This window comes from Bacillus cereus group sp. N31 (assembly GCF_016483245.1).
Classification (GTDB): Bacteria; Bacillota; Bacilli; order Bacillales; family Bacillaceae_G; genus Bacillus_A; species Bacillus_A toyonensis.
In genome coordinates this window covers 1-344 of the sequence record NZ_JAEHCH010000092.1, presented here as the reverse complement: position 1 = coordinate 344, position 344 = coordinate 1, and the positions used below count along the sequence as shown (strand labels likewise).

Sequence of the window (344 nt, the reverse complement as noted above, 5' to 3'; positions counted from 1 at the left end):
AATATCGGGAAGACAGGATTTGAACCTGCGACCCCCTGGTCCCAAACCAGGTGCTCTACCAAGCTGAGCCACTTCCCGTTAATAAAAGCGCGCCCGAGAGGAGTCGAACCCCTAACCTCTTGATCCGTAGTCAAACGCTCTATCCAATTGAGCTACGGGCGCATATGGTGCCGAGGGCGGGGGTCGAACCCGCACGGTGGTCACCCACCGCAGGATTTTAAGTCCTGTGCGTCTGCCTGTTCCGCCACCCCGGCATGTCATATTGAAAATTGGAGCGGAAGACGGGATTCGAACCCGCGACCCCAACCTTGGCAAGGTTGTATTCTACCACTGAACTACTTCCG

3 tRNA genes are annotated in these 344 nt (G+C 56.1%); all 3 read right to left on the bottom strand.

What is annotated here, in order from left to right:
- Positions 1-4: 4 nt before the first annotated feature.
- A tRNA-Pro gene (locus tag JDS81_RS29895) sits at positions 5-78 on the bottom strand.
- Between the two features lie 10 nt (positions 79-88).
- Positions 89-162, bottom strand: a tRNA-Arg gene (locus tag JDS81_RS29890).
- 3 nt (positions 163-165) lie between these two features.
- Positions 166-254 (bottom strand) — tRNA-Leu (locus JDS81_RS29885).
- Positions 255-344 lie beyond the last annotated feature (90 nt).